The organism is Rhizobium sp. 01N447_2 (assembly GCF_056399245.1).
In genome coordinates this window covers 131,978-157,831 of sequence record NZ_JBFTQY010000018.1, presented here as the reverse complement: position 1 = coordinate 157,831, position 25,854 = coordinate 131,978, and the positions used below count along the sequence as shown (strand labels likewise).

Here is a 25,854-nt window from a genome sequence, read left to right as displayed (position 1 = left end):
CGGTCACCCGGCTGGCGCACACGCCTGGCCGGGCGACGGCCTGGGATCATCAGGTCCGTATCGACAGCTCGATATCCTCTTCGAATGGTGTCGAGAGGTAGCCGGCTGCGGGCGAGCGTACGCGGGCGAGGTATTCCGGGCAGAGGTCGGCATTGTCGGCGACGATGAGGGCGCCCGGCCCCAGGCGGTCTTCCACCAGTTCCAAGATATCGCGATAGAGCGCCTTGGCGCCATCGAGGAACAGCAGGTCGATCGTTTCCGGGAGATCCGTGCTCAGGGTCTCAAGGGCATCGCCTTCGCGGATCTCGACGAGGTCGATGAGGCCGCCCGCCGTCAGGTTGGCGCGGGCGCGGACCAGCTTCGACGGCTCGAACTCGCTGGTGATCAGCCGGCCGCCGCCATTGTCGCGCAGCGCGGCCGCGAGATGGAGGGTCGAGATGCCGAAGGATGTGCCGAATTCGACGATCGTTCGTGCGCGGCTGCTTCGCGCCAGCATGTAGAGCAGGGCGCCGGCCTCCCTGGAGACGGGAAGCCAAAGATCCCTGAGGCGCCCGTAAAGGTCGAGATATTCGGTCTTGCTGCCGATCAGGCGCATTCGCTCATCACCTGATAGGCCTGACATTGCCGGGCTCGTCGCCGTGGCGGCTTCTTCGAATAGACCGTTGAGCAGGGGTGCCAGCGGGGCGGTGGTCAGCGTCGTCATGTCAAATCTCCTTGATGACAGGTTCTTGTGTGGGACGAAAAATACGAGTAATTCGTCGCATCTGCTATTCGCATTGCGGAGCGCTGCCATGACCGATCGTCCAAGAGCCCGGATTTCCTCACGAAAACAGCCCAAGCAGGCCCGATCGAGCGAGCTCGTGGCGGCGATCCTGGATGCCGCTGCTCAGGTTTTGGCGCGGGAAGGCGCCCAGCGCTTCACGACGGCACGGGTGGCCGAAAGGGCGGGCGTCAGCATCGGATCGCTCTACCAATATTTCCCCAACAAGGCAGCGATCCTCTTCCGGCTGCAGAGTGACGAATGGCGGCAGACGACGGACATGCTCGGCGGGATCCTCGCCGATGCGCAAAGGCCGCCGCTCGAACGGCTGCGCCGTCTCGCCCATGCCTTTCTCCGCTCGGAGTGCGAGGAGGCGGCGATGCGCGTGGCGCTCCATGACGCCGCGCCCCTTTATCGCGATGCACCGGAGGCGCAGGCGGCGAGGGCATCAGGAGACCACATCGTCGAACTGTTCATGCAGGAAGTGCTGCCTTGCGCGCCGGAGGTGACCAGGGCGCTCGCCGGCGAATTGATCACCACGACGCTCGGCACGGTGGGCAAGCAGTTCTCGGAGGCTCCGCGGAACCTTGCCGAGATCGACGCTTATGCCGACGCCATGGCCGATATGTTCTGTGCCTACCTAGAACAGCTTGGGGCTGGCCGGGACGGGGCATGATGTTCCGGCTGCGCTCCGTTAGGCCCGGTGCTCCCTGCACGCTAGTACTCCGGGGCGCTGGCGCGAGGTGGTGGTGTGAGGGGAGGCAAGCGAAAGCGCTGCATCCCAGCGCCTGTCATCGCAGAATGCTGTGGTGGTTCGATGGATGGAGTAGGTTCTACTGGTGGTCCAGTTGCTTCGACAGCTCGGCAAAAAGCCTGTCGCAGTCGGTGTTCATCTGGACGAGATCGACGGCGACGGTGATGGCGTGGCGTCCTTCGATGCTGTCGATGTCGAGCTTCCTCTCGCAGCACCATTGCCGAACGGCATCGGTGACGATGGTTATGTCATCATCATTGAGCGAGATGAGCGACAGGAGCACCTTTGTACCCTCCATGAAACGGCAAGAGCACCTATAGTCTCGCAAGCGGTCGCGTCGATGATCCGATGAGCGATGGCGTTTACTCTACGCTCATTCAGCAGCAATACCACGGCCATTTTGACACGGCTTGGTGACAGCCGAACGATCCCGACAGGCGCTCGTCAGAGCGGTATCTGCCAGGATTGCTTGATCTTCTCCATCGGGATTTCCGTCTTGATGTTGCGGACGCCTTCGATGCGGCCGAGGTGTTCCATCTGGAAGCGCCTAGAATACCGACCGGGCTCGTTTATTTCGCCAGCACGATATGCGTGGCGTGTTCGGTTGCGACATGCTCGGCGACGCGGAAGCCGAGGGCGGGGAGGTCGATGCCCGTGAACATCGCTTCGCCCTTGCCGAGTACGACCGGCGAGATGGCGAAATGCAATTCGTCGATCAGGCCAGCCTTCAGATATTGGCGGACGGTGCTGACGCCGCCACCGATTTTCACGTCCTTGTCGCCGGCCGCAGCCACCGCCTTGTCAAGCGCTTCCTCGATGCCGCCGGTGACGAAGTGAAACGTCGTGCCGCCCTCCATGACGATCGGTTCGCGGGGATAATGCGTCAGGATATAGGTCGGCGCGTGATAGGGCGGGTTTGGCCCCCACCAGCCTTTCCATACGTCATCCGGCCACTCGCCGCGGATGGGGCCGAACATGTTGCGCCCGAGAATGAAGGCGCCGAAATTGGCCATGCCGCGAGCCGCATAATCCTCATCAACGCCTTCAGAACCGCCATCCTTTCCGATCATCGCGCGGAAGGTGCGGGTGCGGAAAAACCATTCGAACATCTCCGTTCCCCGCTTGCCCAGCGGATCGGTCATGCTTTGCTCCGGCCCGGCGCCGAAACCATCTACGGAAAGGGAAACTGCTGCGACACGCACCTTGGGCATGCTCTCCTCCATCTGATTGCGTATTGAAACTAGTTGCGTTGTCGCATAAGTGATCCTATATTGCAACCAGTTTTAAGGAGAGAATATCGTGGATATTGAACTGCGGTCGGGCTGCCCGATCAACCTGACGATGGAAGTGCTGGGCGATCGGTGGAGCCTCATCATCATCAGGGACATCATGTTCGGCAACCGCCGCCATTTCCGCGATCTTCTGACCCATTCGGAGGAGGGGATTGCCTCCAACATCCTGGCCGCCAGGCTGAAGCGCCTGCTCTCGCTCGGATTCATCAGCAAGCGGGACGACCCGAGCCACAGCCAGAAAGCGATCTACAGCCTGGCGGAGCCGGCGATCCAGCTCGTGCCCGTCTTTGCCATGATCGGCGCCTGGGGGCGGCGCCATTTGCCTGTGAGCGAGGAGCTGAGCATCCGCGCGCAGCTTCTCGAAGAAGGCGGGCAGCCGCTTTGGGACGAATTCATGGAGGATCTCCGGCAGATCCACATCGCCGATCCGATCGGCGGCGCCAACGGCACATGCACCTCGCCTGTACTGGCGAAGCTGACGGCGGCGTTCCTAGAGGTTCGCGCGAGATCGTTGTCGCAGGCATCCTGATTACGAGGGAGGTCGGTCGGCTCGATCAGCCTCCGGCACTCTGGTATTTGCCGGTGGCATACCGCCAGTGAGCGATTGATATCAACACCCAGATCGGGCCGGCCACGAGAGCCACAGGCCCGGCCCAGTCCCCGAGGATCGGGATGGGTTTGCCGAGCAGGGCGCCGACGGGGACCGAACTGGTGAGGGCCAACGGGACCGCGGTGATGAGGATGGTCTGGATGCCGCCCGGAAAAATATTGAGCGGGTAGCGCGTCAATTCCCAAAAGCCGAAGAAGATCGAGAACAGATGGTTGGACCGCACCCAAATCAATGCCGTGGCGCCGATCATGGTGATGAGCGCACCCGTCAGCAGCGTCGCGCTGATAAGCGCAGCAATGAAGAATGACGCGGACCAGATCGACCAGGTGAAGTCGATGGACAGAACGGCCCAAGCCATCAGCGCCACTGCGAGGATGACGTGGCCGGCATAGCCGATATTAAGGCCGGAAAAGACCAGATAGGCCCAAGGGCTGAAAGGTTTGACCAACAGCGTGTCGTAAGTTCCGAGCCGCACCAGTTCTTCGAGCTCGCGCAACTGCACGAAGCTCATCGCGGCGCCGAGCGAATAAGCCAGCAGTTGGAAGCTGAACAGCAGCGCAAGCTCCGGCCAGGTCCAGCCGCCGAGCGTGTCGAAGCGGGCAAGCAGGATTCCGATGGTGGCGAAGATGCTGCCATAGGAAAGGATCTGCGCAAGACGGTCGAGCCAGAAAGCGCCGCGATATTCCATCTTGGAGCGGACATGCATCCGGACCAGCAGCGGAAGGACGCGCAGGTGATGCATGAGCATGATCAACCTCCCTGCACGGTGATGCGGCCGGAGGCGCAGCGCCACAGCCAAAGGACGCCGGCAAGGAACAACGCGGCCCAGCCGAGACCAAGGCCGAGATGGAGCCAGACATCGGCAGTGGAAAGCCTGCCGAGATAGACGGCATTGGGATAATAGACCACCCAGGCGAAGGGCAGGTGGCGGGCAACCGTGGCGAGAGGTTCGGGGAAGAACCAGAAGGGCACCAGCAGGCCCGAGAACAATTGCAGCAGAGCGCCCAGGATCCAGTCAAGCGAGAAGCTCGTCATCAGCCAGAAGGCGATGAGGCCGAAGAGCGCCGACATCAGGAACAGGAGCGTAAAGGACAGCGCCCAGAAGGCGACGAACATCAAGCCATCGAACAGGCTCGCCGGCGGCAGCATGCCGTAAAACAATGCGGTGAAGGTCACCGTCGGAATGACCTGGGTCATCAGGCGATAACCGAAGCTGCCGCATTCGTTGGCGAAGAGATAGAGCGGATAGGACAAGGGCTTGAGCAGCCAAACCGCGATATCGCCTGTCTTGAGCGACCGGCCTATCTCGCCGATGATCCTTTCAGGGCGGGTCGCTCCCATCACCGCGCCGCCGAGCAGCGCATAGGTCACCATCTGCTGCAGGGAGACGCCGTCGACGACGATGCCACCGATGCCGGCATAGGCCGCCTGCCAGATGGCGACACGCGCGAAAACCTGCACGAGTTTGCCGAAGATATTGGCCCATACTTCGTTGCGGTAGGCGAGCTGCGAATGGAAGGAACTGCGCGCGAAGGCGAAATAGGCGCTCATGATGCCCGGGCCTTGGCATTGCTACGCTGGTCGGCGTTGCGGCGCTGGTAGAAGGTGCGGATGACCTCTTCGATGTCGGGCTCGTGCAGTGCCACGTCCTTGAGGTCGCGCCCGCTGCCGACCTCCGACAGGATCGCGACCAGCGAGATGTCTTCACGCTCGATGAGATAATTCTTACGCAAGCCCTCGTCGCTGACGAGAGCCGCGGTGCGCAATGGCAGCGGTCCGGGGTCACTGGCAAATTCGAGTGTCAGCCGCCGGGCCGAGCCCAATGCCGCGCGCAGGCTCTTCAACTCGCCGTCGAAGATGAGCCTGCTATGATCGACCATGATCAGTCGCGGGCAGATGGTCTCGATGTCCTGCAGGTCATGGGTGGTGAGAATGATGGTGACGCCGCGCTCGCGGTTGATCTCGGCGAGAAAGCGCCGAACCGCATCCTTGGCGACCACATCAAGACCTATGGTCGGTTCGTCCAGAAAGAGGATCTTGGGGTCGTGCAGCAGTGACATCACGATCTCGGCGCGCATGCGCTGACCGAGGCTGAGTTGGCGCACTGCGCGGTCGAGAAAGGGCGTCAAGTCGAGCAGTTCGCTGAAGCGCCGGAGATTATCCGCATAACGGGCGACKGGGATGTCGTAGATGCGCTGGTGAAGGGTGAAACTGTCAACCAGCGGCAGGTCCCACCACAACTGGCTGCGCTGGCCGAAAACGACGCCGATCTCGCGGGCATTGTCCATCCGCTTCAGATGCGGCGTTCGGCCGAGCACTGAGAGCGTGCCGGCACTCGGCACCAGAATGCCGGTCATCATCTTGATCATCGTGGATTTGCCGGCGCCGTTGGGGCCGAGATAGCCCACGGCTTCGCCCGCCGCGATATCGAAACCGATGTCGGAAACGGCCAGAACTTCGGTATATTCGTTGGTCACCAGCGTCTTCAAAGCGCCCAGCAGGCCTGGAAATCGCTTGTGCTGCCGGAAGCGTTTGCTGACACCCCGTGCCTCGATCAAAGCCGTCATGTGTATTTCCTCGAGGGTAATTCCAGCCGATTCGGCAGCAGCATCCAGGCTAACGCGGGGCTTGGCCAGTTCAAGCAAAAGTCGCTTTTTTGGCGTTACTCAATCGAACCTAACCTTTTGCGTTGACAGCCATGATCAATCGATTCCTGGTAGGATCATGAGGATTCTCGCAATATCCGGCAGCGCCCGGCTCAATTCCACCAACACGGCTATGCTGCGGGCTGTCCGCGCCGTTGCGCCCAGCGATATCGAAGTTTCGATCTTCGACGGCGTCGGACGGTTGCCGGTATTCTCGCCTGACCTCGAGGGAGAATCTCTGCCGGAGGTCGTGCGGGATTTCATCGATGTGATCGCTCAGAGCGACGGGGTGATCTTTACCAGCCCGGAATATGTGCGATCCATTCCCGGAGGCCTCAAGAATGCGATCGACTGGCTCGTATCGGGAGATGAGATCGTCCATAAGCCGATCGCCCTGCTGCATGCATCGCATCGAGGCGATGACATGCTGGCGGGCCTTCGCACTGTTCTTGCGACCATCACCGACCGCTTCGCGGGCGATATTTTCCTCAGGCTTCCTCTCATGAAACTGGAGCCGGCCGAGGTGTTCAAGGCCGTGGAGGCAGCGGAGAACCATTCCAGGGTGCAGGCCTATCTTCAGGCATTCTCGGCCTATTGCATGGCAGACAGCAAGACCGCCTGAGGTCCGCTCGCTGCATCATCGAACCTCCATCAGCAGGCCGTTCTCGAATGCCGTCTTTTCGTGAAGCGTGTGCAGAATGACGAGCGGGGCTGCGAGCAGCGCGGCAAGGATGAAGGCGGAGAGGAAGTGTCTCGTCAGGAGACGAAGGAAATGTCGGATCATCTTGATCTCCAGCTGCCGCGAATATTCTTTGTGCTGGACCCCAACAATTGCGGCAGCATGACCGGCTGCCTTGCAAGCTCCGCAATGCTGCCGCAACCCTTGTGGCAGACAGAAGGGGTGAGCGAGACAATGGACGGGCGATGCGGATACTGCTGATAGAGGATGAGAGGGAGCTGGCCGAGGCGCTGTCGGCCGCACTCGGCAAACATGGGATCGTCACCGACCACACAATGCACTTGGCCGATGCCGTCGAACTGACGCGGCAGAACCTCTACGATGCGATCCTGCTCGACCGGCGCCTGCCGGACGGAGAGGGGCTGAGCTTCATTCCGGAGCTCAGGCGGACGGGCAAGGATACGCCGATCATCGTGCTGACGGCGCTGAATGAGCCGAGGCAGCGGGTGGAAGGGCTCGATCTCGGCGCCGACGACTATCTCGGTAAGCCGTTCTTGGTCGAGGAGCTGATGGCGCGGCTCAGGGCCGTGCTGCGGCGATCGCCTGAAGTGGCCGAACTCAAGATCACGGCCGGGCGGATGGTGATCGACCCGCTGCATCTCAGCGTCACCGTCGATGGCGTGCCGCTCGATCTGCCGCGGCGCGAACTGCTGGTGCTTGCAGCCCTTGCCAGACGCAAGGAGAAGACCGTGCTGCGCTCGACGCTGGAGGCGGCGGTTTATAATTACGAAGAGGAAATCCAGTCGAATGCGCTCGACGCGCATATCTCGCGGCTGCGCAAGCGGCTGATCGATGCCGGCGCTGGCGTAGCGATCCATAATATCCGCGGCGTCGGCTATCTCATGAAGGAAGAATGATGCGCGAGGCGACCAAGTCGAACCTTTCACTCTGGTGGACGCTCAGCTGGCAGCTCAGTATCGTTTTCGTGGCTGTTGTTGCGACGGTGATCATCGGGCTTTGCATTTACGCCACCAGCATCCTCTCGCCCAATGAAGGAATGCAGGTTCAGCTGACTGCAGCCCTCGAGGAAGCTCTTACGCGTGACTCGCAGGGCAGGATCGCCATAGCTGATAGCCCGCGGCTCAGGTCGTTCAAGGCTGAGAACAACAGGCTCTGGTTTTTCGTCGCAACACCCAGTGGAGAAACGGCCTCCTACGGCGTAATACCGGCGCCCTATGCGGACCTAGCCCGGTACGTCTACCTTATCAAAGACGCTGACATACGAGGGGCGTCTGGTACGACCGAGGTCGCCTCCATCGACCGTGTCGACACGGCAGAAGGCGAGTACAGAGTGATGTACGGCGGAAACGCCAGCAGAAGCTCCGCATTTCTGGCTATACTCGGCAAAACCTACCTCATTTACACACCACTCTTGGCCATCGCTTTGCCCGGGGTTTTTCTAACGATCCCCCGCGTCGTAGCGCGCGCTTTGGCCGGCGTGAAGGATATAGCGAGCAAGGCATCGGAAATCGAACCCCGCCGGCAAGGAGCCCGATTGCCGGTGGATGGTATCCCCACGGAAATCGCACCATTGGTGATTGCTTTTAACGGAACGCTTGAGCGACTTGAGAACGAGTTTAAGAAACGCCAGCGTTTCCTGCTCGATGCGGCGCATGAGCTGCGGACGCCGATCGCTATCATGCAGACGCGCATCGACGGCATGCCCGATGGGCGCGAGCGGCAGCGGCTGCTTGACGACGTGGCGCGGCTGGCCGAGGCGGCCGAACAATTGCTCGATTTCGAGCGGAACCACCAGGCGGCCGATCTCGACGAAACGGTCGATCTCGTCGAGATCGGCCGGACGGTGGTCGCCGACCTTGCGCCGCTGGCCATCGCCGGCGGCTACCAGATATGCTTTCAAAGCGAGACGGAGAGCATTGAACACCGCGGCAGCCCTTCCGCCCTGCCGCGGGCGGTCAGCAACTTGGTGCGCAACGCCATCGATCACGGCGGCAATAGGGGCATGATCACGGTCTCGGTATCGCGTCTGGCCTCCGCCGGCAGCAGGGTCAGCGTCGCCGACGAGGGACCGGGCATTGCGGCCGAACATCGCGAGCTGGTGTTCGAGCCCTTTTATCGCGTTACCCCAAGAAGCAGGGGCGCCGGTCTCGGCCTCAGCCTCGTCAAGCAGGTCGCCGTAAATCATGGCGGTGAGGTTAGCATCGAGAGCAGTGCTGCCGGGACGCGGGTGACGATCGAACTCGCATAAGGTCGGGCCTGCTTGAGCAATATCCGCCCCCAGAGCCTTTCCTGGTTCTGATCAGGAAAGGCTCTGGGAAGCGATCTGTAATGTTGCGGCAATTGTCGACCGCCACTTTCGCCGGAGTTCATCGGCGACGGAGGCCAGACAGCGTGCGCAGCAATCCATTCCTATTTTCCTTTCCCGTGGCGTCGAGAAGCTTGTCCCTCGCTCTGCCGGTGGCGCTCGCCATGGCCGCGGCCGGTTGCAGCTCGGTGCCGCTGAAGGAGGCCGGCACGCTTTCTTCCTATGGTAATCTCGGAGCGCCGAAGGGCAAGCTGTCGAAATCGCGCGTCTATGTCGACGGGACGCGCCTTAGTCCGGCAAAGACGGTGAGCATCGTGCCGACGACCTTCGCCTTCAGCGCCGCGACCCGCGTCAAATCCGACGCCGACCGTGTAATGGTGGCGAACGCGCTGGACCGGGCGCTCTGCATCTCGCTCAGCGACAAATATCAGCTGGTCTCTGCCGGCCAGCCAGCGGATCTGACAATCCGCTCGGTCGTCACCGACATTGTACCGACCAACAAGGCGATGGCGGGTGTTTCGACCGTCGTGACCGTTGGCACCGGTTTCGTGCTGCCGGTCGGCGTGCCGCGGCTGCCGGCCGGCCTCGGCGGATTGGCGGTCGAGGCGGAAGCCGTCGATAGCGGTGGCGTGCAGCGGGCGGCGATCGTCTGGTCGCGCGGGGCAAACTCGCTGCAGAACAACCCCCGCGTTTCCGAAGTCGGCGACGCCTATAGCCTGGCTTCGAAATTCAGCAGCGAGTTTTCCAGCATGCTGATCAAAGGCAAGGAGCCGAAAGGACTGGATATCTCGCTGCCGTCAGGGCAGCGGATGAAATCCTGGCTCKGCGGAAAACCGAAATACGCCGCCTGCGACGCCTTCGGCCGGCCGCCCGGACTGATGGGGGCGGTAGCCGCCAAATACGGCGCGCCGCCGCAATGGACCGAGAAGAAGCCGAAACCAGCGGCGACCTATTGAGAGACGATGCGCGGCGGCGACTGCCGCCGCGACCAGCACTCAGCCCGCCCCAGGCTGACGGGACGGACGGAGCAAAGGCAGGCAAGGCTTGTGCTCCGTCCGTCTGAAATGCGCCGCGCATTTCGCGTCAGCCGGCGGCTCTGGGCTTCAGCCAGAAATACAGTTTGATCTGATCGGGCCTGTCGGAGGGATGCGGGCCGCGCATGAACAATTCGCCGCCATTGCGCTCGATCACGCGCCGCGAGGCGTCATTGTCCTCGTTGCAGAGGATGACGAGCCGGTCGAGGCCTTCCTTCGCCGCGACACCCAGCAAAAGCCTCAGGGCCGCCGTCGCGTGGCCATTGCGCTGTTTCCACGGCACGACGGAATATCCCACATGGCCCGAGACTTCCTGGGGCAGCTCTTCGGTGCCAGCTTGAAAGCGCAGGCTGATGCTGCCGCAGAATTCACCGTCCCAGATCCAGAACAGACGGGTGGTCAGAGGCGGTGATCCGGATCCGGCGCGCCGTCTGCCATCAGGAATGAGATCGTCGAGAAGCCTTGATCTGTCCTGGCGGAGCCACTGAAGCTCACTGTGAACATAGGCTTCATCGCCCGCGCGGCGCGGATCGGGAGACCAGCCGGCAGCGAGCGCCGCTTCGAAGCCCGAGGTTTGCCAGATCCGGCGGCAGCAGGACGACACGGCCGGCAGGCTTTGCTGGATCTCCAGATGTCATGTCGCACCCAGTTTCGTGTCGCCTAACCGACCAATCTTGGCCGCGCAGACAAGCACGACCAATCGGCGATTGGAAGCCGTGCAACGGGCTTTCGGCCATCAAAAAAGCCCCGCATCTTCATGCGAGGCTTGCTCCGATGGATGGGCCGGATTACTGGCACTGGCGGCGCGGGCCGTAATTCGGCTGGTAGGTATTGTCATAGGCGCGGTAGGACCGATAGCGGCTGTAGCAATAGTCGGCATGCGAACTATAGGCACGCGTGCGCGGCTGAGAAGCGATAATGCTGCCGATGAGCGCGCCGGCGGCCAGGCCGCCGATGATGGCGCCGGTGTTGTCGTGGTGGCGATACCGGCGATCGTAGCGCCGATCCCAGCCATAGCGGTCGTCGCGGTAGTAGTCCCGGTCGCGATAGTGGTGGCGGTTGCGATACCACCTGCGATTATTGCCGAACTGACCCGGGCAGTTGGTGAAGTTATTGCAGCCAACGGTCATGATGCGGGCATCGGTGCTTTGAGGCGCCGGCTGCGCCGATTGCACCGGGCTCGGCACGAACGCCGGACCCGCCGAGGCCGGCATTCCGGAGAAGGCCGTCGCTATCGACAGGGCAATAATGGCGAATCTGTTCATTTCACTCACCTTAGGTAAACGGATCTATCGAGGGGATAACGCAGGGGAAGGGAATAGGTTTCATTTTGGGATGGAATGAGGCTGCCTATGTGCGCCTTCGCTAACATAATAGCGCTGCACACCGCTGCTGGACGGTAGGAACCGACCGGTCCTAAAGCGCTTCAAGAGCGCGATCCCAGTGATCGCATGAAGCCGTTTCCATCCGCGCTGACAAGATGTGGCCGATCGGGCGCTGTCGTGAAGCCTCAGAATAATACGCCGGATATTTTCGAGGGTTGATCCGGATCTGGTTCGCGCTCTATCAGAGCTCACCTTCCGCCGGCCAGCAATCGGAGTTGGCTTTCGTCATGCACACCCTGGCGGTAAAGCTCGATGATGAGGGCGCCCAGACGGTCGGCCTCCTTGCTTGATCTGTCGATCTTTAGCTCGCTACAGAGAGCTTCGTGGACACGCCTGCACACATCGAGATCCTCGGAGGCGAGCGGTTCGTCACGCGTGCTGAACAGCTTGTCTGACATCGCAATCTGCCCTTTTTGGATGCCGTGAATCGCTTTCGTAAAAAAAAAGATAATTTCGCGGTGTTTGCTCTGCAAGACGGGCGAAGGTCCGAAATTCAAAAACAATTCGGGGGCACGCACGGGAAGATGCGGGCGAGGGCTTCAGAGCATGGATATGAGACCGATCCGTGTATCGGCCTGATGGATAGCGTGCACGTGCTACTTGATTGCGGGGTCCTTGGCGCCTTGCTGCGACAGGCGCAGCTCTTTCAGCCGCTTGGTTTTTTCCCGGCGGGCCCGCTGCTCCGCCTCGATGGTTTCCTTGGCGGCTCGCTCGGTGTTTTCGAAACGATCCTGCCGGTAAGCCTTTGATGAGGGTTCACGTTCTCTTTTCATGGCCGCTAAACGCAAATCTGCGAAAACGGTTTCATGGGAAAATGCATAACTGGCTGTCAATCGATCGACGTGCTTCGGCGAGCCGGCGTATGGAATGGCAGCCATACCAGCAACCGGGCGCCTCGTCGGCGCCCGGCAACATTGCGGCTCAGCCCTTGATGAAGGCGAGGATGTCGGGATTTATGATGTCGGCATGGGTGGTGCACATGCCATGCGGGAATTTCTCGTAGACCTTCAGCGTGGCGTTCTGCAGCAGCTTGGCCGAGAGCAGGGCGGAGTCGGCGATCGGCACGATCTGGTCGTCATCGCCGTGCATGACGAAGGTCGGCACGGTGATGATCTTCAGGTCTTCGGTGAAGTCGGTTTCCGAAAAGGCCTTGATGCCGTCGTAATGCGCCTTGGCGCCGCCGATCATGCCTTGGCGCCACCAATTGTTGATGACCGGTTCCAGGACCTTCGCGCCCGGCCGGTTGAAGCTGTAGAACGGACCGGCCGGCAGGTCGTGATAGAACTGTGCGCGATTGTCGGCGAGCTGCTTGCGCAGGCCATCGAAGACTTCGATCGGCAGGCCACCGGGATTGGCTTCCGTCTTCACCATGATCGGCGGCACGGCGCCGATGATGACGAGTTTGGCGACACGGCCCTGCGGCTGGCCATGGCGGGCGACATAATGGGTCGCTTCGCCGCCGCCTGTGGAGTGGCCGACATGGACGGTGTTCCTGAGATCGAGATGCTCGACGACGGCTGCGGCATCGGCGGCGTAATGGTCCATATCATGACCGTCACCCACTTGCGTGGAGCGGCCGTGGCCGCGCCGATCATGGGCGACGACGCGGTAGCCCTTCTCAAGGAAGAACAGCATCTGGGCGTCCCAGTCGTCGGAGCATAGCGGCCAGCCGTGATGGAACATGATCGGCTGGGCAGTCTTCGGCCCCCAATCCTTGTAGAAGATCTCGACGCCGTCTTTGGTTGTGACTGTGCTCATCTTTTGGCTCCGTTGTTTAGATTGGATTCATGCGGTCGGAAGTTTGCGCCGTTGCCGGCAGAATTGGCAAGGCCACGAGCGCCGTTGCGCCGGAGGCTTAGGGCAAGAGGTCGCGCCTGAGGGATAAGTCGGCTCTGAATATGCTGATGTCCTTATTGAATGGCTCTTTCTATTCTATTGATATGACAGGAGTTTGCGTGTCTCCGCGAGATGGGCGCGCAGCACCCGTCCATCTCGCATGACGGGACGGGAGATTTGGCCATCCTCGCCTGGCTGCTTCGTGCTGCGAACATTCTTTTGATCCCCGGTATATCGGCCTGTTGGTCACCTCAGGCAGGTTCGTCATGGCGTAGCGAAGGCAGCTGGTTTGACGGCCGAATGTCTGCAATGAGCCAATTTTTTGCCGTTCGTTCAAGATATCTGTCCGGGTAGTTCAATATATCTGTCCGGGTAGGTGTGTTGGTACTCTGCGTTGCGCGCATTGCAGACCGCCGCCGGGGCTCACTTGAACGGCGGTTTATGCCCAACCATCTAATCCTCACACAACAGCACAATGGCGAACGGTCGCAATCGCGACCGCTTCGCCGGCGGCGGGACGGCCGTTCTTGCCGCCTGAGGATCAAATCATGGGTTATATGGATAAGGACATAGCGCCTCAGAATGACGGGGCGCTGATCGATGCCTATTCGCAATCGATCGCAGCAGCAGTCGACATCGTCGGGCCCGCAGTCAGCCGGATCGAGAGGGTGGGAGGCCGGCAGGGGCATGGTTCTGGCTTCGCCGTCTCGCCTGACGGCCTGATCATCACCAACAATCATGTCGTCGACGACGCCAAGGTCGTTCGCATCACCACACCTGACGGCTTCGTTACCGAGGGCCGGGTGCTCGGCCGCGATGTGGATACCGATATCGCTGTCATTCGCGCCAATACAAGCACCGGCGCCTGGGCGAAGCTCGGAGATTCCCAGCGCCTGCGCAGGGGCCATATCGCAATCGCGATCGGAAACCCGCTCGGCTTCGAATGGACGGTTACCGCCGGTATCGTCTCGGCGCTCGGCCGTTCGATGCGGGCGGCAAGCGGCCGGCTGATGGAAGATGTCATCCAGACCGATGCGGCGCTCAATCCCGGCAACTCGGGCGGGCCGTTGGTGTCGTCAGGCGGAGAGGTCATCGGCGTCAACACGGCCGTCATCCAGGGCGCGCAGAGCATCGCCTTTGCCGTGGCGTCGAATACGGCCAATTTCGTGGTTTCGGAAATTCTCCGCTATGGCCAGGTCAGACGTGCCTTCATCGGCATAGCAGGCGATACGATCGTGCTGCCGCGCCGGGTGGCACTCACCGCTGGCACGGTACAAACGACCTCCGTTCGCATCCGCCGCGTCGAGCCGGAGGGGCCGGCGGCGAAGGCAGGGCTGCAAGAGGGCGATTATATCCTCGCCATCGACGGCAGTCCTGTCGGAGGCGTCGACGATATCGTCCGATTGATGGATGGCAGCAGGATCGGCAGGGATACGGAGATCCTGGTGTTTTCGGTGGCGGGCCGGATCGAGAAGAAGATCTTGTTGCCGATGGCGCGGTCCTGACGCCGCACTTCGGCGCCATGACGAGACGTCACCTACGTCAGGCGCTGACCGCCTCCTGCTCTGTTTCCGAAAAATCCACCGCCGCAAAGGCTGCCGCCAGCACCTCCGGCCCGGCGCCGGTTTTCGCGGCATCGGTGGAGAGGATCTGGCGGTAGCGCCTTGCGCCGGGCAAGCCGGTGAAGAGACCGACCATGTGGCGGGCCACGTGCTGTAGCCGGCCGCCGCTGGCGATGTGGCGTTCGGCATAGGCCATCATCCGGTCACGCAGGGCCTCCCAATCCGGTTCGGCCGCAGGCGCACCAAAGAAGCGTTGGTCGATGTCGGCTAGGATCGCCGCATTCTGATAGGCGGCGCGGCCGAGCATGACGCCATCGACATGGGCGAGGTGGGCTGCGGCTTCGTCGATCGTACGGATACCGCCATTGATGCCGATGAAGACATCGGGCCAGCGTTGTTTCATCCGATAGACGATCTCATAGTCGAGCGGCGGTATCTCGCGATTTTCCTTGGGGCTCAGGCCCTTCAGCCAGGCCTTGCGGGCATGGATCCAGATCGCGTCGGCGCCGGCATCGAGAACGCGGCTGATCAGCTCGGGCAGCGCCTGTTCCGGCTCCTGCTCGTCGACGCCGATCCGGCATTTCACCGTCACCGGCACGGTTGCAACCCTCTTCATCGCCGCGATGCATTCGGCCACCGTTTCCGGCGTCAGCATCAGGCAGGCGCCGAAGGTGCCAGACTGCACGCGGTCGGAGGGGCAGCCGACATTGAGGTTGATCTCGTCATAGAGGTAGGGTTCGGCGATTTTCACCGCCTCGGCAAGCTTTGCCGGGTCCGATCCGCCGAGCTGCAGCGCCAGCGGATGCTCGGCGGCGTCATGACCGAGCAGCCGGTCGCGTGGGCCGTGGATGATCGCATCGGCCACCACCATCTCGGTATAGAGCAGCGCCTCGTGGCTGATCTGCCGGTGGAAATAGCGGCAATGCCGATCCGTCCAGTCGATCATCGGGGCCACCGCGAAAATCGGCCTCTTCTCAGTCATCGACGTTCCATTGTTCCTTGTTCCCGCGGTACCGTCTCACGGCGCCGTCGCAGCCGCATGGGGCGGGATCATCCATAAAACGCGCATATAACACTTGCCGATGCGATCGACAAACCAGTGGCGCGCACAAACAGAAACAGCACCCCTTGCGGAGCGCCGTTCATGCCGCGTGAGCGGAAGTCTGACTTACGAAGCCGAGATGTTGACAGCCTTCGGGCCCTTGCCCATGCGGTCCGGCTCGGTGTCGAAGGTAACCTGCTGGCCTTCGCGCAGCGACTGAATGCCAGAAGCCTGCAGCGCAGAGATATGGACGAAAACGTCCTTTGCGCCGCCGTCCGGCGTGATGAAACCAAAACCCTTGTCCTGGTTGAAGAATTTTACGGTGCCCTTGGTGGCCATTGGGATCGTCCTTTTCCCTTAGTCTGTGTAGTATCCGCGCCCCCGAGAGGAAGCGGACGGCTTTAGCTTTCGCCCCGATCGATTGGGACGAAGGGTCAGTCGGAGAAGTCACGTACGGGGAAAGAACGTCTACGTAGGCGGGTATTCCCGCGCCGCCTTCCAAACGGAAGGGATTACCACATCAGTCCAGTCACCGGCATGCAAATGCCCGAGTAAGTCAATTCGTGCCAGCATTTCGGGCAAAAAGCAAGCGGGATTATTGTGGCATGCCCGCATCGATACCGGGAAATGCCGAAGATTCAGATACTTGACGATGGGTTAACGGATTCTTGCACGCCTGTGCCATATCGGGATTCCGTGCCGAAACGGGATGATGCGGGTATTCGATAGCCGGGCAGGGATTTCGTGGCGCGGTCGGGGCGGCGGGCACGCCGATCAGTCTTCATGGTAAGGGTGAGGAGTGGAGCAATCGATCCAGTGAAATCGATTGCAGTGACTAACGCAGGGTCGTCTCGAACCAGGAGGGCGGGTGGCTGGGCCGCCCACCTACTGCGCATCCCCCAACAGCCCGCTCAAGCTCCAGGGATTRTCCCCCTTCTGGTTGGCGATGTCGTCGACCTTCCAGCCGCCGTGTTCGCGCACCAGGGTATAGAAGAGCGTCACTTCTTCGCCATTTTCGAACTGCACCTCCACCTCGGCCTTGTCATCCAACAGGATTGGTTGACCGATCCTGACGTCGCTCGCCGCCCCGTCCTGGTCTGCGATGACGGGATCGAAGTCGATCGCGCCGACATCGCCTTCCGGCGTGTTGTCGAGATCGGTCTGGAGCAGCTTGTTCAGGTGGTCGGAGAAAAACGTCGAATAGGGCGAGGGCGCCTCGGCGTCGCTGTTGTCGGTGTCGTAGCTGTAGAGCGCCTTGAGCAGCGCCTTCGGCGTCTTGTAGGTCGCCGCCGATGCGGGCAAGGCTGCGAGCGTCAACGCGGCGAGGGCGAGGATGACTGTGGGCAGGCGCATGCGGACTCTCCTCGGATGRGCGGTGAATCATAGCGGAATCGGGCGCGGAGGTGGAGCGGCATTTTTGGAGGGGCTTGGCCCGAACTCCCTCTTCTCCCCAGTGGGGAGAAGGTGGCCCGAAGGGGCGGATGAGGGGGCCGCACGGCACACCCTGATTGTTGATCTATTGCTCTTCGCTTATGCTCAGGGCATTCGCGGCTTTGCCGCTCACCCCCTCATCCGGCTGCCGCCACCTTCTCCCGGCTGGGGAGAAGAGATTCGTGGCGGCGCCTTGTTCCGAGCAACTCTGCGTCGCAGGCAATCCAGCCGTGGCCTAGATCAATGCCTCATGCGACAGCGCGACCGACGGCTCGAAGACGTCCTTCACGGCCAGCGTGAAATCGTGGCTGGTGACGTTTCCGGCCGCGTCATAGGCTTCGGCAGTGAACGTCAGGCTGTGGGTGCTTTCGTAATCGATCGCAGCCTTGGTCTGGATCTTGTTGCCGACGAGCTTGAAGATGCCGTCAGCATCGTCCGTCAGCCGCCATTTCACCGTGTCGCCTTCAGGATCGACGGCCGTGAGAAGGCCGACCGAGGTGCCGATCGCGATATTCTCGAAGACCGAGCTGCGCGAGAAGGCGAGGTTGGTCGGGGCCTTGTTGACCGGCGTCTCGTTGACGTCGAGGACGTTGATCGTGATGTTCTTTTCGACCGTCACCTTGCCATCCGAAACAGCGACCTTGATTGTGTGCGACTTGGCGGTCTCGTAGTCCAGAGCCTTCGAGGTGACGATGCGGTTGCCATTGATCCGGAAGTGGTCGTTGGCTCCGTCGAGCAGCGAATAGGTCAGCGTGTCGCCATCGGCGTCCTTGGCGCTGAGCAGGCCGACCGTGGTCCAGATCGGCGTGCTCTCCAACAGGGAGGTTTTCGAAAGCTGGATATTGGTGGGGGCGCTGTTGATGCTGTCGGGCGTGAACTTTCCCTTGGCAAAATCGTAGACGCCGTCGGCAAAACGGGCGAATTCAACATCGGTCAGCGTATCCTTGCCCTCCAGGGCGCTCGTCAGGATGTGGCTGCCATTGCTCAACGCGAAGGAGTATTTGGCGAAATTGCCTGAGAAGACTGCCGTATCGATGCCTGCACCGCCAAGGAGCACATCGTTGCCGGCGCCGCCTTCGAACCTGTCATTGCCGCCGGTTCCGTAGAAATAGTCGTCGCCGCCGCCGGTCTTGACGTCGATGCCGAAGGCGGTGCCGAAAATGTCGACGTGGCGGTTTGCCAGTTCGTCGGAGAGGTCGGCATGGGCGCTGTCCGTCAAAGTCAGTGCGAGGACATCGTTCTCATAGCCCGGCTTGTCGTAAATGACGATCTTGTCGAAGCTTTCGAACTGGGCGGCTGAGGCGAGAACCTCGGCTCCTGCCGTTTCGAGGATTTCGATGTTCTTGATCGTGAAACCGGCAAGCCCGATGGATTCCTGCCCAGGGCCTAAAGTAGGTTTGATGACCTGCAGCGTGTCCGTGCCGGCGCCGCCATCGATTACTCCGGAAAGCGCGGAAGAGTGTGACTGCAAGTTGATGGCATCATCGCCATCGCCGGCATCAATATCGAAGGCCTCAGGGGCGGTGGACATATTATCGCCATCGGTGATTTTATCGTCGCCCGCGCCGCCTCTGATGACGTCATTTCCAACGCCGCCGAAGATCTGATCGTTGCCATCGCCGCCGGTCAATTTGTCATTGCCGGCATTGCCGTTGATCGTGTCGTTGCCGCCGCTACCATCGAAAATATCGTTGCCGTCGGTTCCCGTAAATATGTCGTCACCGGCGCCAGTCTTGACGTCAATACCGGAGACCGTGCCAAATATACTAGCCCGACTGTTTCCAAGCTCGTCGGAAAGATCGACATGGGCCTTGTCCGTCAATCTCAATATGGCGATGGAGGAGCCGAAAGCGTCCTTCGTTCCCGAGATTTTGTCAAAGCTTTCTAACTGCGCGGATGAACCGGTAAAGCCATACTCATTCGTTTCAAGAATTTCGAAATTCTTGATCGTCAGCCCGGCTAGCCTGGATACGCGCAGTGTATCAATGCCGGTACCGCCATCGATCGTGCCGGAAAGCCCCTGAGACTGTGTCTGGAGGGTTACGATATCGTTTCCATCGCCGGCATCGATGTTGAAGACTTCTGATGAAAGACTCGAAACATCACCATCGACGATTACGTCGTCGCCCTTGCCACCGATCAACCGGTCATTTCCACCATTGCCGTTGATGTAGTCGTTACCGTCGCCGGCGTCGAAGATGTCGTTGCCGGCAGTTCCGGTGAGAAGGTCGCGAGCGCTCCCGGTCGTGACGTTGATCCCGGAAACGTTAGGGCCGCCAAAGATGTAGTTTAGCTTGCCTGCCAACTCGTCGGAAAGATCGACATGGGCGCCGTCTGTCAAGACCAGCTGCACGGAAGAATCGGAGCCGGTACCGATGATTTTATCGAAGGATTCGAATTGTGCCGTCGATGCGGTCACGCTGGATGTCGCAGGCTGGAGAATCTCGACGTTCTTGATCGTCAGGCCTGTCAGATCATTGGCTTGCAGCGTGTCGATGCCGGCCCCGCCGTCTATCGTTCCCGATATCTTGGCGAAAGAGCCGGTGAACAAAATCACTTTGTCGTTGCCATCGCCGGCATCGATATTGAAGGTTTCAGCGACATCGGAAAAATAATCTCCGTCGCTAATCGTGTCATTACCCGCGCCGCCCTTGAGGACGTCATTGCCGACGCCGCCGTAAATCTCGTCATTGCCATCGCCGCCATTCAGCGTGTCATTGCCTGCTTCACCATTGAGCAAGTCGTTACCGCCGCCGCCGCTCAGCGTGTCTGCGCCACCACCACTCACTATGGTGTCGTTGCCCGCGCCCGTCGTGATCGTATTGGGGCCGCTCGAGCCCCTGACGCTCGCGGAAACCGAGCCCAACTCGTCGGCGAGGTCTGCCACGCTGGAATCTGAGACGGTGAGGGCGACGGCGGAGAGAGGATTAGCGGCGGAGTAGCGGATAACATCGTAAGCTTCGAACTCAGCGCCGGTCTTGGTAACTGTGGCGCCGTTCGTGTCCAGAATATTCAAGGCCATATATATCTTTCCCCAAAAGATGCTTTGTACTCGGCAATATGAGACATCCCCGAAAGAACTGTTTTATTGCTCAGCGGACGACAACCCCTCGGGGATCTATGCCAATCCTCGATTAAGTTTTCAATGCAAAATTGTGTCTTTTCATTGCTTTTTTAATGAAAAACTAAGGATGAAATACTGGGGAAGCGAATTTTAATTTGAGAACTCAAGGCGATACTTTGGTCTCCTAAATAGTATTACCTTTCATTTTTGAGTGCGATGCTCTCGCGAAAATTGTGTTTTCAGTGAGTTCTTCGGCGGTGCCGCGCCGCGCGACCATCCCCGTCGCTATCGTAGGTTGGTGCTGGCTTCGACTTGTCCGGCTTTCCGCGCGGGAGGTGTCACACGAGCTTGATGAGGCCTGCTTCCGTGGGTCTGAAGCCGCAGGCGCGGTAGAAGCCGGTCAGGTACGGTTCGAAATCGACATGCAGCCACTCTGCACCCCGCTCCCGCGCAACCCGCGTCGCTTCCCGGACCAGCCGCGTGGCGATCCCTTGCCTTCGCATGTCGGGATGAACCGATGTATCGAGGATGAAGGCATGGATGCCGCCATCCCAGGCGACATTGACGAAGCCGACGAGCCGGTCGTCCTGATAGGCGCCGATATGGGCGAGGCTGCGGGAGAGGATCGGGGAGAAGTCGCGCGGGGCGGGGGTGCCCCAGGCGGCAGACCAGAGGGCGTTGAATTCGCCAGCGGAGGGGAAGGGGTCGATGCGGAGGTCTGGCATGGGTGGCGGGCTCGTTCGGGATTTAGGCGAAAGCGCGTTTGTTCTTATGCAGCACGCTCTCTCGCCGCCTGCAAGGCGGTGGCTCTCCATTCCGGCTCGCCGTGCCTGCCGGCGCCTTACCGAGAACGGTGGAACGCTCCTGATCTCCCGCCGCAATCGGAGCGTGGGCGGAATTGGATCGGGATGCTGCTAGTTAGGTGGTTGAGGTTGAGCTCTGATCTGGCGAGGCTTGAGTGGTACACTCGAGAGACCGAGGCTTTTCCTGCGGCAGGATCAAAAAATGCGAAAACCCGTATTCATTATGCAAAAAATATCTAGCCATGGGACGTCCAATCCTATTGTTGCTCGACTTGGACTTCAGAGTATAGAGTTGCTCAAATGGGTGGATATTAGTGATAGAGAAAGAGATTCTGCCTCATCTCTAATATTTGAGCTGCATAAAAAACTATTGCGCTGTTATGATTGTCTAGAGAGATTGAAAGAAAATGATCGAGCCGCAATCGACGGAACAAAGAATAGCTTTGGGAACGGAGCGATGGCTATTCCTTATCTGATAAATTTGCAGGACGAGGTGGAAAATTTTCTAACCGTGGCGAAGCAGTATCTTCGAGATATCGTTGCGCCGATCAACAAACTTTATCGAGCAAATCTAAATGAAGATTCGTCTATTTTTTGGGACAAAGGAGGTTTGGCTAGCAAAGCCGCAGCTTGGGCAGAACGCAATTATGGCTTTGAGCATCGCCTTACGCAAATGTTTCTGACCGATGCGACATGGATTGCAGAGCTAGTTAAACGTCGAAATGCTATGGAGCATCCTGCCGGCAAATCCGGTTCCCTAATACTTCAAAATTATCGAGTTGTCGGGCCGACTATTGCTTCACCGGGCTGGAGACGAGACGTCAACGGACAGCAAGGGCAGTCTTCGTTGATTTTGCCTGACTTAGAGCTAGCGCTAACTCGCCTGCTTGAATTCGGGGAGGAGATTGTCGCGCAATGCGTACTAACCCGACCTATCCATGAGCATTTCACGATATACGAAACGCCACCTGAAAGGCGCAGTCCAGGGAATCCCGCGCGATTTAATGTTGGGCCTGACGCATTCTTGCTAAAAAGTCTCGCAGAGGCTGAAAGCGCCAAGGAAAAGCCAAAGGAAATATAGCGGCCCGTATAGCCAAAAAGATCGCTTGCGGAGCTGGACAGGGATGTTGCTTATCAATGGCAGGTGGGTCGAATGGTGGTAAGGGTGTGGCGTCACGAGCCACTTTCGCGTGGGTCTGTCAGCAACACGGACTATCCCGTGTGCTTTCCCATACTTGTCACAGGGATCAGCGCCGGCGCTGGCACGAACGAGACGTGGTTCTCTCGGCAGCACCATTCCAGGAGATCAGTTCTACTCCTTGAGACTCACCGCCCCGGCCGCCCGGTCTTCCCCTTCGTCCGGCTCTTGCGCTTCTGCTCGCCCGGGTCCTCATAGCTCCCAACCCCCGTCTTCCCACGCACAACCGGCCGCACGTCATCCGGCTGTCCCTCCAGCAACGGTGAAAACCGCTTCGTGCCCTTGGCGGCCTCAGGCTTTTCCGGCAGCGCGCCAGTGACCGGCTTTTCGGTTCGGCCGACCGTCATTTCATCGAGGTCGTTCTTGCGGAAGAGGGTCTTCTTTGTGGGCTCGGCGATGTCGCGGCCCATCTCATCCAGAGCGGGTTTGCGGAAGAGAGGGGTGGTGGTGTCGGTGCCTGGGCCCATGTCGTCGATGGAGGGTTTGGCGAAGTAGGAGGGAGCGGCCCCCTCATCCGCCCTGCCGGGCACCGACCGGGGTCGAGCCGCTTGTCTCGACCCGTCCTCCGAACCCCCGGCGGGGAGAAGGGATTCGCGGGTCGCTTTGGCGTTGCGTCTGACGCCTTCCATCGCCTTCGACTCCTCGCGCGCCATCGGGTCGTCCATGACGGCAAGCTCTGCGGCCTTGAGGCGTTTGATTTCGTCGCGGAGGCGGGCGGCTTTTTCGAAGTCGAGGTCGGCGGCGGCGTCGCGCATGCTCTTTTCGAGCGCGTTGAGATGGGTCTGCAGGTTGTTGCCGACGAGGTTGCCGCCATCGGCGAAGCCCTTGCCCGAGACGCCCGAGATATCGGCGCGGACGTGGTCGCGTTCGTAGACGGAGTCGAGGATGTCGGAGATCCTGGCCTTGACCGATTCCGGGGTGATGCCGTGTTCCTGGTTATAGATCATCTGCTTTTCGCGGCGGCGGCCGGTTTCTTCCATCGCCCRCTTCATCGAGCCGGTAACCTGGTCGGCATAGAGGATGACCTTGCCGTCGACGTTACGGGCGGCGCGGCCGATCGTCTGAATCAGCGAAGTCTCGGAGCGCAGGAAGCCTTCCTTGTCGGCGTCGAGAATAGCGACGAAGCCGCATTCGGGAATGTCGAGGCCTTCGCGCAGAAGGTTGATGCCGACGAGCACATCGAAGGCGCCGAGGCGAAGATCGCGAAGGATCTCGATGCGCTCCAGCGTGTCGATGTCGGAGTGCATGTAGCGCACGCGCACGCCCTGCTCATGCAGATATTCGGTCAGGTCCTCGGCCATGCGCTTGGTCAGCACCGTGCAGAGGGTGCGGTAGCCCTTGGCCGCGGTTTCGCGGATCTCGCCGAGCACGTCGTCGACCTGGCTGCGGGCCGAGCGGACCTCGACCGGCGGGTCGATCAGGCCGGTCGGGCGGATCACCTGTTCGGCGAAAACGCCGCCTGATTGTTCCATCTCCCAGCCGCCGGGCGTGGCCGAAACTGCTATCGTGTCGGGGCGCATGGCGTCCCATTCCTCGAAGCGCAGCGGCCGGTTGTCCATGCAGGAGGGCAGGCGGAAGCCGTATTCGGCCAGCGTCGCCTTGCGCCGGAAGTCGCCCCGGTACATGCCGCCGATCTGCGGCACGGTGACGTGGCTTTCGTCGATGAAGACGAGGGCGTTGTCGGGGATATATTCGAAGAGTGTCGGCGGCGGATCGCCGGGGTCGCGGCCGGTGAGATAACGCGAATAATTCTCGATGCCTTGGCAGGAGCCTGTGGCTTCGAGCATCTCTATATCGTAGCGGGTGCGCTGCTCCAGGCGCTGGGCTTCCAGCAGGCGGCCGGCCTTTTCCAGCTCGGCGAGGCGAAGCCTGAGCTCCTCCTTGATCGACTTGATGGCGCCGTTCAGCGTCGGGCGCGGGGTGACATAGTGCGAATTGGCGTAGATCTTCACCGATTTCAGGTCGCCGACCTTCTGGCCGGTSAGCGGATCGAACTCGGTGATGGCGTCGATCTCGTCGCCGAACATCGAGATGCGCCAGGCGGCATCTTCCAAGTGAGCGGGAAAGAGTTCGATCGTGTCGCCGCGCACCCGGAAGGAGCCACGGGTGAAATCCATGTCGCGGCGCTTGTATTGCTGGGCGACGAGGTCGGCCAGCAGCTGGCGCTGGTCGAGCCGGTCGCCGACCGACATCTGGAAGGTCATCGCCGTATAGGTCTCGACCGAGCCGATACCGTAGATGCAGGAGACCGAAGCGACGATGATGCAGTCGTCGCGTTCGAGCAGCGAGCGCGTCGCCGAGTGGCGCATGCGGTCGATCTGCTCGTTGATCGAGGATTCCTTCTCGATATAGGTGTCGGAGCGCGGCACATAGGCTTCAGGCTGGTAATAATCGTAGTAGGAAACGAAATATTCCACCGCATTGTCGGGGAAGAAATTCTTGAATTCGGAATAGAGCTGGGCGGCCAGCGTCTTGTTCGGCGCCAGGATGACGGCCGGGCGCTGCGTCGCCTCGATCACCTTGGCCATGGTGAAGGTCTTGCCGGAGCCGGTAACGCCGAGCAGCACCTGGCTGCGGTCGCCATTCTCCAGCCCCTCGACGAGATCGCGGATGGCTGTGGGCTGGTCGCCGGCCGGCTCGTAATCCGACTGCATGCGGATGGCGATGCCGCCCTCGGATTTGTCGGGCCGGGCAGGGCGGTGCGGCGTCCAGATCTTGCCGTTCTTGTGCAGCGGATTGCCGCTCTCGATCAGCGCCGACAGCGCCTCGACCGTGGCGGTGACGGCGGTGCCCGCCTGCAGCGACGAGGCTTCCTCCAGCGTCGTATCCATGCCGGAAACAGGATTGAGGCCAGCCGCTGCACGCGTCTTCGGATCGGTCGAGCCGCCCATCGAGGTGCCGCGGGCCGATTTCGACGCGCTGACGCCGCCGTCGCTGGTTTTCGTCCTGGCGGCGATTTCCACTTTCTTGCGATGTTTGCCGGCCTTGGAGGCGATCTGGCGCTGGGTCTCGACGCCCGAGGTTTCGGCATCGGCTTCCAGCTGCTTCACCCAGTCGGCAACCGAGCCTGAGAGGGGGGCTCCCTCAAAAGACGATTGAGGGGCTTCCTCGAAGCCATTCGGGGCGGGGGATTTCTTCGGAGATCTGGCCATGGCGGGAATATGGAGAGAGTCAGCGCGAAAGGGAAGAGGGAAAGAGTACAAAAGGGAAACGAATGAATCGTTCGGATTTTTGAATAGTCTCCCGGTCGCGTGATACTAAAAGACCCCGCCCCAAACCCATCCTGTCGGATGCCGGGGTCGAGCCACGGGTCTCGACCCGTCCTTCGGACCCCCACAAGTGGGAGGGGCTTAACCTGCCGCGCCGGCTTTCCAAATCCTCAACGTTTCGGAAGAGGCAAGGCGGTGCCGCCGGATTAGCCCCTCCCACCTGT

25 protein-coding genes and 1 pseudogene are annotated in these 25,854 nt (G+C 60.6%); 8 read left to right on the top strand and 18 right to left on the bottom strand.

Translation table 11 applies throughout. The features are described from left to right. Window positions 1-49: 49 nt before the first annotated feature. Window positions 50-703: an O-methyltransferase gene (locus AC1ECN_RS15540; protein ID WP_130672760.1), complete on the bottom strand. Its 654-nt coding sequence runs from the start codon at window positions 701-703 to the stop codon at window positions 50-52. Between the two features lie 88 nt (window positions 704-791). On the opposite strand from AC1ECN_RS15540, the gene AC1ECN_RS15535 reads away from it, so the two are divergent. Next, window positions 792-1,436: a TetR/AcrR family transcriptional regulator gene (locus tag AC1ECN_RS15535; RefSeq protein ID WP_130672759.1), complete on the top strand. Its 645-nt coding sequence runs from the start codon at window positions 792-794 to the stop codon at window positions 1,434-1,436. 157 nt (window positions 1,437-1,593) lie between these two features. Here the strand turns inward: AC1ECN_RS15535 and AC1ECN_RS15530 are convergent, their stop codons facing one another. Both AC1ECN_RS15530 and AC1ECN_RS15525 read right to left on the bottom strand, forming a co-directional pair. Further along, entirely contained in the window at window positions 1,594-1,797 is a 204-nt protein-coding gene (locus AC1ECN_RS15530; RefSeq protein WP_020397675.1) for a hypothetical protein, read from the bottom strand. A gap of 286 nt (window positions 1,798-2,083) precedes the next feature. Beyond that, a complete protein-coding gene (locus AC1ECN_RS15525) occupies window positions 2,084-2,725 on the bottom strand; it encodes a dihydrofolate reductase family protein (protein WP_018074443.1) in 642 nt (213 codons plus the stop codon). Window positions 2,726-2,813: 88 nt separating this feature from the next. Here AC1ECN_RS15525 and AC1ECN_RS15520 point away from each other — a divergent pair, with 88 nt between their 5' ends. Continuing rightward, window positions 2,814-3,335, top strand: coding sequence for a winged helix-turn-helix transcriptional regulator (locus tag AC1ECN_RS15520; RefSeq protein ID WP_018074444.1), 522 nt, complete (start codon window positions 2,814-2,816; stop codon window positions 3,333-3,335). Between the two features lie 25 nt (window positions 3,336-3,360). On the opposite strand, the gene AC1ECN_RS15515 is transcribed toward AC1ECN_RS15520, so the two are convergent. From AC1ECN_RS15515 to AC1ECN_RS15505, 3 genes are read right to left on the bottom strand one after another with little or no spacing between them, the layout of a single operon-like run. After that, entirely contained in the window at window positions 3,361-4,164 is an 804-nt protein-coding gene (locus tag AC1ECN_RS15515; protein ID WP_130672758.1) for an ABC transporter permease, read from the bottom strand. A 2-nt stretch (window positions 4,165-4,166) separates the two neighbouring features. Further along, entirely contained in the window at window positions 4,167-4,967 is an 801-nt protein-coding gene (locus tag AC1ECN_RS15510; RefSeq protein ID WP_018074446.1) for an ABC transporter permease, read from the bottom strand. Next, window positions 4,964-5,983, bottom strand: a complete 1,020-nt coding sequence (locus tag AC1ECN_RS15505; protein ID WP_130675312.1) for an ABC transporter ATP-binding protein — start codon at window positions 5,981-5,983, stop codon at window positions 4,964-4,966. Before AC1ECN_RS15505 ends, AC1ECN_RS15510 begins: the two co-directional genes overlap by 4 nt. Before the next feature lie 157 nt (window positions 5,984-6,140). Here AC1ECN_RS15505 and AC1ECN_RS15500 point away from each other — a divergent pair, with 157 nt between their 5' ends. Beyond that, window positions 6,141-6,683: an NADPH-dependent FMN reductase gene (locus AC1ECN_RS15500; RefSeq protein ID WP_130672756.1), complete on the top strand. Its 543-nt coding sequence runs from the start codon at window positions 6,141-6,143 to the stop codon at window positions 6,681-6,683. Window positions 6,684-6,698: 15 nt separating this feature from the next. Here the strand turns inward: AC1ECN_RS15500 and AC1ECN_RS15495 are convergent, their stop codons facing one another. After that, window positions 6,699-6,845 (bottom strand): hypothetical protein, encoded by a 147-nt coding sequence (locus AC1ECN_RS15495; protein ID WP_165406134.1) that lies wholly within the window; start codon window positions 6,843-6,845, stop codon window positions 6,699-6,701. Window positions 6,846-6,985: 140 nt separating this feature from the next. Between AC1ECN_RS15495 and AC1ECN_RS15490 the strand changes: the two genes are divergently transcribed. From AC1ECN_RS15490 to AC1ECN_RS15480, 3 genes are all read left to right on the top strand, one after another. Further along, window positions 6,986-7,657, top strand: a complete 672-nt coding sequence (locus tag AC1ECN_RS15490) for a response regulator transcription factor (protein WP_075226063.1) — start codon at window positions 6,986-6,988, stop codon at window positions 7,655-7,657. Then, window positions 7,657-9,009, top strand: a complete 1,353-nt coding sequence (locus AC1ECN_RS15485; RefSeq protein ID WP_130662814.1) for a sensor histidine kinase — start codon at window positions 7,657-7,659, stop codon at window positions 9,007-9,009. The genes AC1ECN_RS15490 and AC1ECN_RS15485 overlap by 1 nt, the downstream gene beginning before the upstream one ends. 80 nt (window positions 9,010-9,089) lie before the next feature. Continuing rightward, window positions 9,090-10,022, top strand: a complete 933-nt coding sequence (locus AC1ECN_RS15480) for a DUF3313 domain-containing protein (protein ID WP_477953463.1) — start codon at window positions 9,090-9,092, stop codon at window positions 10,020-10,022. A gap of 127 nt (window positions 10,023-10,149) precedes the next feature. Here AC1ECN_RS15480 and AC1ECN_RS15475 read toward each other — a convergent pair. From AC1ECN_RS15475 to AC1ECN_RS15455, 5 genes and pseudogenes are all read right to left on the bottom strand, one after another. Next, a pseudogene (locus AC1ECN_RS15475) lies at window positions 10,150-10,738 on the bottom strand (GNAT family N-acetyltransferase). A 150-nt stretch (window positions 10,739-10,888) separates the two neighbouring features. Beyond that, a complete protein-coding gene (locus AC1ECN_RS15470; protein ID WP_130672755.1) occupies window positions 10,889-11,365 on the bottom strand; it encodes a BA14K family protein in 477 nt (158 codons plus the stop codon). Between the two features lie 308 nt (window positions 11,366-11,673). Then, a complete protein-coding gene (locus tag AC1ECN_RS15465; RefSeq protein ID WP_130673537.1) occupies window positions 11,674-11,883 on the bottom strand; it encodes a hypothetical protein in 210 nt (69 codons plus the stop codon). Between the two features lie 198 nt (window positions 11,884-12,081). Next, entirely contained in the window at window positions 12,082-12,363 is a 282-nt protein-coding gene (locus AC1ECN_RS15460) for a hypothetical protein (RefSeq protein ID WP_130672754.1), read from the bottom strand. A gap of 43 nt (window positions 12,364-12,406) precedes the next feature. Continuing rightward, complete coding sequence (locus AC1ECN_RS15455; RefSeq protein WP_018074457.1) at window positions 12,407-13,243, bottom strand: alpha/beta fold hydrolase; 837 nt, start codon at window positions 13,241-13,243, stop codon at window positions 12,407-12,409. 626 nt (window positions 13,244-13,869) lie between these two features. Between AC1ECN_RS15455 and AC1ECN_RS15450 the strand changes: the two genes are divergently transcribed. Further along, window positions 13,870-14,826: a S1C family serine protease gene (locus AC1ECN_RS15450; RefSeq protein WP_130672753.1), complete on the top strand. Its 957-nt coding sequence runs from the start codon at window positions 13,870-13,872 to the stop codon at window positions 14,824-14,826. A gap of 37 nt (window positions 14,827-14,863) precedes the next feature. On the opposite strand, the gene dusA is transcribed toward AC1ECN_RS15450, so the two are convergent. From dusA to AC1ECN_RS15425, 5 genes are all read right to left on the bottom strand, one after another. Next, complete coding sequence (dusA, locus tag AC1ECN_RS15445) at window positions 14,864-15,865, bottom strand: tRNA dihydrouridine(20/20a) synthase DusA (protein ID WP_130672752.1); 1,002 nt, start codon at window positions 15,863-15,865, stop codon at window positions 14,864-14,866. 186 nt (window positions 15,866-16,051) lie between these two features. Continuing rightward, entirely contained in the window at window positions 16,052-16,264 is a 213-nt protein-coding gene (locus tag AC1ECN_RS15440) for a cold-shock protein (protein ID WP_003540801.1), read from the bottom strand. 546 nt (window positions 16,265-16,810) lie between these two features. Continuing rightward, window positions 16,811-17,278 (bottom strand): DUF3828 domain-containing protein, encoded by a 468-nt coding sequence (locus AC1ECN_RS15435; protein WP_130672751.1) that lies wholly within the window; start codon window positions 17,276-17,278, stop codon window positions 16,811-16,813. A gap of 313 nt (window positions 17,279-17,591) precedes the next feature. Beyond that, window positions 17,592-20,378: a cadherin domain-containing protein gene (locus AC1ECN_RS15430; RefSeq protein WP_130672750.1), complete on the bottom strand. Its 2,787-nt coding sequence runs from the start codon at window positions 20,376-20,378 to the stop codon at window positions 17,592-17,594. Between the two features lie 380 nt (window positions 20,379-20,758). Beyond that, a complete protein-coding gene (locus AC1ECN_RS15425) occupies window positions 20,759-21,145 on the bottom strand; it encodes a GNAT family N-acetyltransferase (RefSeq protein WP_130672749.1) in 387 nt (128 codons plus the stop codon). A 280-nt stretch (window positions 21,146-21,425) separates the two neighbouring features. Between AC1ECN_RS15425 and AC1ECN_RS15420 the strand changes: the two genes are divergently transcribed. Next, window positions 21,426-22,304 (top strand): hypothetical protein, encoded by an 879-nt coding sequence (locus tag AC1ECN_RS15420; RefSeq protein ID WP_130672748.1) that lies wholly within the window; start codon window positions 21,426-21,428, stop codon window positions 22,302-22,304. 245 nt (window positions 22,305-22,549) lie between these two features. On the opposite strand, the gene uvrB is transcribed toward AC1ECN_RS15420, so the two are convergent. Next, window positions 22,550-25,573: an excinuclease ABC subunit UvrB gene (gene uvrB / locus AC1ECN_RS15415; RefSeq protein ID WP_477953459.1), complete on the bottom strand. Its 3,024-nt coding sequence runs from the start codon at window positions 25,571-25,573 to the stop codon at window positions 22,550-22,552. Window positions 25,574-25,854 lie beyond the last annotated feature (281 nt).

Excerpts from the sequence above, each read along its gene's own strand:
- AC1ECN_RS15430 (WP_130672750.1), bottom strand. The coding sequence starts at position 20,378 with ATGGCCTTGAATATTCTGGACACGAACGGCGCCACAGTTACCAAGACC.
- AC1ECN_RS15515 (WP_130672758.1), bottom strand. The coding sequence starts at position 4,164 with ATGCTCATGCATCACCTGCGCGTCCTTCCGCTGCTGGTCCGGATGCAT.
- AC1ECN_RS15495 (WP_165406134.1), bottom strand. The coding sequence starts at position 6,845 with ATGATCCGACATTTCCTTCGTCTCCTGACGAGACACTTCCTCTCCGCC.
- AC1ECN_RS15465 (WP_130673537.1), bottom strand. The coding sequence starts at position 11,883 with ATGTCAGACAAGCTGTTCAGCACGCGTGACGAACCGCTCGCCTCCGAG.
- AC1ECN_RS15450 (WP_130672753.1), top strand. The coding sequence starts at position 13,870 with ATGGGTTATATGGATAAGGACATAGCGCCTCAGAATGACGGGGCGCTG.
- AC1ECN_RS15535 (WP_130672759.1), top strand. The coding sequence starts at position 792 with ATGACCGATCGTCCAAGAGCCCGGATTTCCTCACGAAAACAGCCCAAG.
- AC1ECN_RS15420 (WP_130672748.1), top strand. The coding sequence starts at position 21,426 with ATGCGAAAACCCGTATTCATTATGCAAAAAATATCTAGCCATGGGACG.
- AC1ECN_RS15425 (WP_130672749.1), bottom strand. The coding sequence starts at position 21,145 with ATGCCAGACCTCCGCATCGACCCCTTCCCCTCCGCTGGCGAATTCAAC.
- AC1ECN_RS15525 (WP_018074443.1), bottom strand. The coding sequence starts at position 2,725 with ATGCCCAAGGTGCGTGTCGCAGCAGTTTCCCTTTCCGTAGATGGTTTC.
- AC1ECN_RS15485 (WP_130662814.1), top strand. The coding sequence starts at position 7,657 with ATGCGCGAGGCGACCAAGTCGAACCTTTCACTCTGGTGGACGCTCAGC.
- AC1ECN_RS15460 (WP_130672754.1), bottom strand. The coding sequence starts at position 12,363 with ATGGCTGCCATTCCATACGCCGGCTCGCCGAAGCACGTCGATCGATTG.
- AC1ECN_RS15540 (WP_130672760.1), bottom strand. The coding sequence starts at position 703 with ATGACGACGCTGACCACCGCCCCGCTGGCACCCCTGCTCAACGGTCTA.
- AC1ECN_RS15500 (WP_130672756.1), top strand. The coding sequence starts at position 6,141 with ATGAGGATTCTCGCAATATCCGGCAGCGCCCGGCTCAATTCCACCAAC.
- dusA (WP_130672752.1), bottom strand. The coding sequence starts at position 15,865 with ATGACTGAGAAGAGGCCGATTTTCGCGGTGGCCCCGATGATCGACTGG.
- AC1ECN_RS15470 (WP_130672755.1), bottom strand. The coding sequence starts at position 11,365 with ATGAACAGATTCGCCATTATTGCCCTGTCGATAGCGACGGCCTTCTCC.
- AC1ECN_RS15510 (WP_018074446.1), bottom strand. The coding sequence starts at position 4,967 with ATGAGCGCCTATTTCGCCTTCGCGCGCAGTTCCTTCCATTCGCAGCTC.
- AC1ECN_RS15455 (WP_018074457.1), bottom strand. The coding sequence starts at position 13,243 with ATGAGCACAGTCACAACCAAAGACGGCGTCGAGATCTTCTACAAGGAT.
- AC1ECN_RS15490 (WP_075226063.1), top strand. The coding sequence starts at position 6,986 with ATGCGGATACTGCTGATAGAGGATGAGAGGGAGCTGGCCGAGGCGCTG.
- AC1ECN_RS15440 (WP_003540801.1), bottom strand. The coding sequence starts at position 16,264 with ATGGCCACCAAGGGCACCGTAAAATTCTTCAACCAGGACAAGGGTTTT.